Origin of the sequence: Paenibacillus cisolokensis (assembly GCF_018403665.1) — a bacterium.
Taxonomy (GTDB): domain Bacteria; phylum Bacillota; class Bacilli; order Paenibacillales; family Paenibacillaceae; genus Paenibacillus_AH; species Paenibacillus_AH cisolokensis.
Genome location: NZ_BOVJ01000187.1, coordinates 1 through 3,874 on the forward strand (window position 1 = coordinate 1; position 3,874 = coordinate 3,874).

A 3,874-nucleotide genomic window follows, 5' to 3' on the forward strand; every position below is an offset into this window, starting at 1 on the left:
CCGCGTACGGAATTTCGTCCGCTTTCCCGTTTTTGTTCGGATCCCCCGTTTTGACCGCTTTCAAATACTCGTAAAATTCATCGGTCGTCTCCGGCTCTTTCAGGCCGAGCGCATCCAGGAAGCTTTTGTTATACCACAGCTTCGTTCCGATCAGCACCGATTTGAACGACGGATCGTAAAACGTCGGGAACGAATAAATGTTGCCGTCCGGCATCGTCACCCCTTTTTCACTTCCGGGTATTGCTCGAGCATTTTTTGAAATTGGGAGCGTACTTGTCGATCAGGTCGTTGAGCGGAATGAACGTTCCCTGCGTCCCGTAATTCATCAGATCGATCGTCGACAGCCGCGCGGTGTGGAAGGCGTCGGGATAGTCGCCGCCCGACAGCACCAGGTTGCGCTTCTCGGCCAGGCTTTCGGCGGGCGTCAGCTGAAAATCGACCTCGATGTTCGTCATCTTCGCGTACTCCTGCCAAACGGGCAAACTGTTCCAGTCGGCGGGAGCCGAAGCCGCCTTGCCGGCAAAAAACGTCAGCTTGATCGGTTCCTCCACGATCGGGAATCCTTCCGTCTTGACCGCCGGCTCGCTGCCGGCTTCCGTCCCGCCGTCCTTCCCGCCTTCCGCAGAAGGCGCGGGCTCGTTGTCGCCCCCGCATGCCGAGAGGAGCGCGATCGTCATCGCGCACACGAGCATGAGCAGAGCCATTCTCCTCTTCTTCATGAAACCGAAACCCTCCCTGAATAAGTTCTATTTGTGAAACAAGGGACCGTTGGCGATTACCCCTTGATTGCACCGACCATAAAGCCTTTCGTAAAATACTTCTGCAAAAACGGATACAGCATCAGGACAGGCAAATTGGCGACGATTACGATGGCGTATTTGATCGCTTCCGTCTCCATCAGATGGTTTTGCACGGACAGATCCATACTGCCCGCCATGTTGTCGACCTCCGATTTGATGAGGATTTCCCTCAGAAACAGCTGAAGCGGATATTTGTCCCGGTCGTTCAGGTAGATCAGACCGTTGAAATAAGCGTTCCAGTGGCCGACGCCGTAAAACAGGATCATAACCGCGATGACAGGCATGGAGAGCGGAATGACGATTTTCCATAATGTCTGCAGGTTGGAGCACCCGTCGATCGACGCGGACTCCTGAATTTCGTTCGGGATGCTGGTTTGGAAGAAGGTTCGCATGATGATGATGTTCCACACCGAGACCGCGCCCGGAATGATAAGCGCCCACATCGTATTGATCATGCCGAGGTTTTTGACGAGCAAGTAAGTCGGGATGAGGCCGCCGCTGAAAAACATCGTGAAGACGATATAGGCGGTCATGACATGGCGCCCCGAAAATCTTTGCGGGATAACGGGTAAGCGGCCATGATCGTCATGACGAGATTCAGAAATGTGCCGACGAGCGTATACACGATCGTGTTGATGTACCCGGTCCATATTTCCGGATTGGAAAAAATGCGCTCGTAGCCGATGAAGGACAAGTCTTTCGGAAACAGCCACATTTCGCCTTTGGACACCGACAGCGGATCGCTGATCGAAGCGCTGACGACGAAGACGAGCGGGTACAGCACGGCCAAAAGGATGAGTGTGAGCAAGATGTAGATGGCTGCGCCCACGATCCGGTCCGCAATCGTTTCTTTCACCGCAATCCCCCCTTACCACAAACTGGTCTCGTTTACTTTTTTGGCGATCCGGTTGACCGCGACGAGAAGGATGATATTGATCACGGAATTGAAAAGGCCGACAGACGCCGCAAAGCTGTATTGCGCGCCGATAATCCCTTGCTGGTACACGTAAGTGGAGATGACGTCCGAGCTTTCGATGTTCAAATTGTTCTGCATCAAATAAATTTTCTCGAAGCCGACGCTCATGATGTGGCCGACGTTCAGAATGAGCAGAATGACGACGGTCGGCATGATGCCCGGCAAATTGATGTGCCATATGCGCCGGAGCCTGCTCGCCCCGTCCACTCTGGCCGCTTCGTGCAAAGACGGGTCGATGGCCGCGAGCGCCGCCAGGTAAATGATCGAGTTCCAGCCCATTCCTTGCCAGACGCCGGAGAAGACGTAGATCGTTTTGAACCATTCCGGTTCGGTCATGAACGAGATCGGCGTCCCTCCGAACAAGACGATGAGATGGTTAACGATGCCGTTCTGCGGCGACAAAAACAGAAAGATCAGCCCGACCATGACGACCGTGGACAAAAAATGCGGCGCGTATGTAACGGTCTGCACGAAACGCTTGAAACGGCCGTTGCCTACTTCGTTGAGCAGCAGCGCAAGAATGAGCGGAATCGGAAACCCGACAGCGAGCTGATACAAGCTGATGCCCAGCGTGTTCCAGATCAGGCGTTCGAAATAGTAGCTGTTGAAGAAGCGTTCGAAATGATCGAACCCGATCCATTCACTGCCCCATATGCCTTTGGCCGCGATAAAGTTTTTGAAGGCGATTTGAACCCCGTACATCGGGATGTAGTCGAAGACGAAAAAGTAGACGATAACGGGCGTAATCAGCAAATATAAGTCCCAATTTTTCCGCAGCGACTTTTGAAACGTCCGCAGTTTCGCCGGACGCGTCTTTCCGGATCTCGGATGCGAAACGGCCGTGTTGTTCACGCCATGCCCCCCTCCCTTTGCTTTGACCGCTTACGCTTATGACAAGCGGGCCAGCGGCGCTCCGTCTTCGGTCATCCACGGCTGCCGTTCCTTGACCCGAACGACGGCTCCGCCCGATCTCATCGACTCGGTGGCGGCGCAGCCGACCGCCACGCTCATGCGGCCCGCAAGCGGCTGGGCGACCGGCTCTTTGCCGTCCAGCAGCATGGCGATGAAATCGTCGCATATTTTTGATCCGCCCCGTTATGCGAGCCTTCGGCCTTTTTGATGTCGTACACAACGTCGGACAGTTCCCGCCACGTATTCGTTTTCCGGTTTTTCACGATGACCTTGTTGTCCGTCTCGTTATTTTCGATTCTGCCTTCCGTGCCGATAATCGTATAATTCCGTTCGTAATCCGGCGTGAAATGGCACTGCATATAGGAAGCTTTGATGCCGCCTTCAAGCTCCATCAGCACCATACTGTTGTCTTCCACGTCGATCTCCTCGCGAAATGCGCACTGCACCAGCGGGCCGAAGCGCGCTTCCGGGCAGCTTTCACGTTCGGGACATTCCGGGCAGATCAAGTCGTTCGGCTTGCTCCCGCCGAAATAGTCGACGCCGCCGAACGCGACAACCTTTTCCGTATACCGGCCGGCGAGCCAATGAATCATGTCGATATCGTGCGAAGCTTTTTGCAGCAGCAGCGAAGTCGTGTTTCTCGAGCTGCCGTGCCAGCTATGGTAATAGTAATCGCTTCCAAGACCGACAAAGTGGCGCACCCAGACCGCTTTCACCTCGCCGATGGCGCCGGAATCGATAATTTCCTTCATCGTCCGGTACATGTTCATGTAGCGCATGTTGAAGCCGATCATGAAATGCTTGCCGGAAGCTCTCCACGCCTCCAAAATCCGGTCGCATTCCTCCACCGTAATGCCGAGCGGCTTCTCGCAATAGACATGCTTCCCCGCCCGAAGCGCCGCAACCGCGTGCTCGGCATGGCAGTAATCGGGCGTCATGATCGCGACCGCGTCGATATCCTGCCGTTCCAGCAGCGCCCGGTAATCGTTCATGACGTCGGCGTCGGGGTTCACTCTTTGCCGAAACTTGTCCCATCGCGCCGGATCGATATCCGCCCCGGCGACGACAACCGACCTCCCTTCCGGCCGATGCCAGTAATGGGCAACTCCGGATCGCCAGCCCAGGCCGATCACGCCGATACGAATTTTCTTCATTTCCCTTCCCCTTTTCTGTCGATTTTTGGCCA

The 3,874-nt window shown here is 55.1% G+C and carries 2 protein-coding genes and 3 pseudogenes; all 5 read right to left on the reverse strand.

Going from position 1 to position 3,874, the window contains the following annotated elements; translation table 11 throughout:
• Positions 1-220 (reverse strand): annotated as a pseudogene (locus PACILC2_RS28170) (extracellular solute-binding protein); the annotation flags it as partial.
• 7 nt (positions 221-227) lie between these two features.
• Complete coding sequence (locus tag PACILC2_RS28175) at positions 228-719, reverse strand: extracellular solute-binding protein (RefSeq protein ID WP_280515377.1); 492 nt, start codon at positions 717-719, stop codon at positions 228-230.
• A 56-nt stretch (positions 720-775) separates the two neighbouring features.
• Positions 776-1,656, reverse strand: a pseudogene (locus tag PACILC2_RS22845) (carbohydrate ABC transporter permease).
• 12 nt (positions 1,657-1,668) lie between these two features.
• The gene (locus tag PACILC2_RS22850) at positions 1,669-2,574 is read right to left on the reverse strand and encodes an ABC transporter permease (protein WP_244863771.1); all 906 of its coding nucleotides are present in this window, start codon (positions 2,572-2,574) and stop codon (positions 1,669-1,671) included.
• A 90-nt stretch (positions 2,575-2,664) separates the two neighbouring features.
• Positions 2,665-3,842, reverse strand: a pseudogene (locus PACILC2_RS22855) (Gfo/Idh/MocA family protein).
• Positions 3,843-3,874 lie beyond the last annotated feature (32 nt).

Bases quoted from the DNA above. Each gene is read 5' to 3' on its own strand.
- PACILC2_RS28175 (WP_280515377.1), bottom strand. From the start codon at position 719: ATGAAGAAGAGGAGAATGGCTCTGCTCATGCTCGTGTGCGCGATGACG.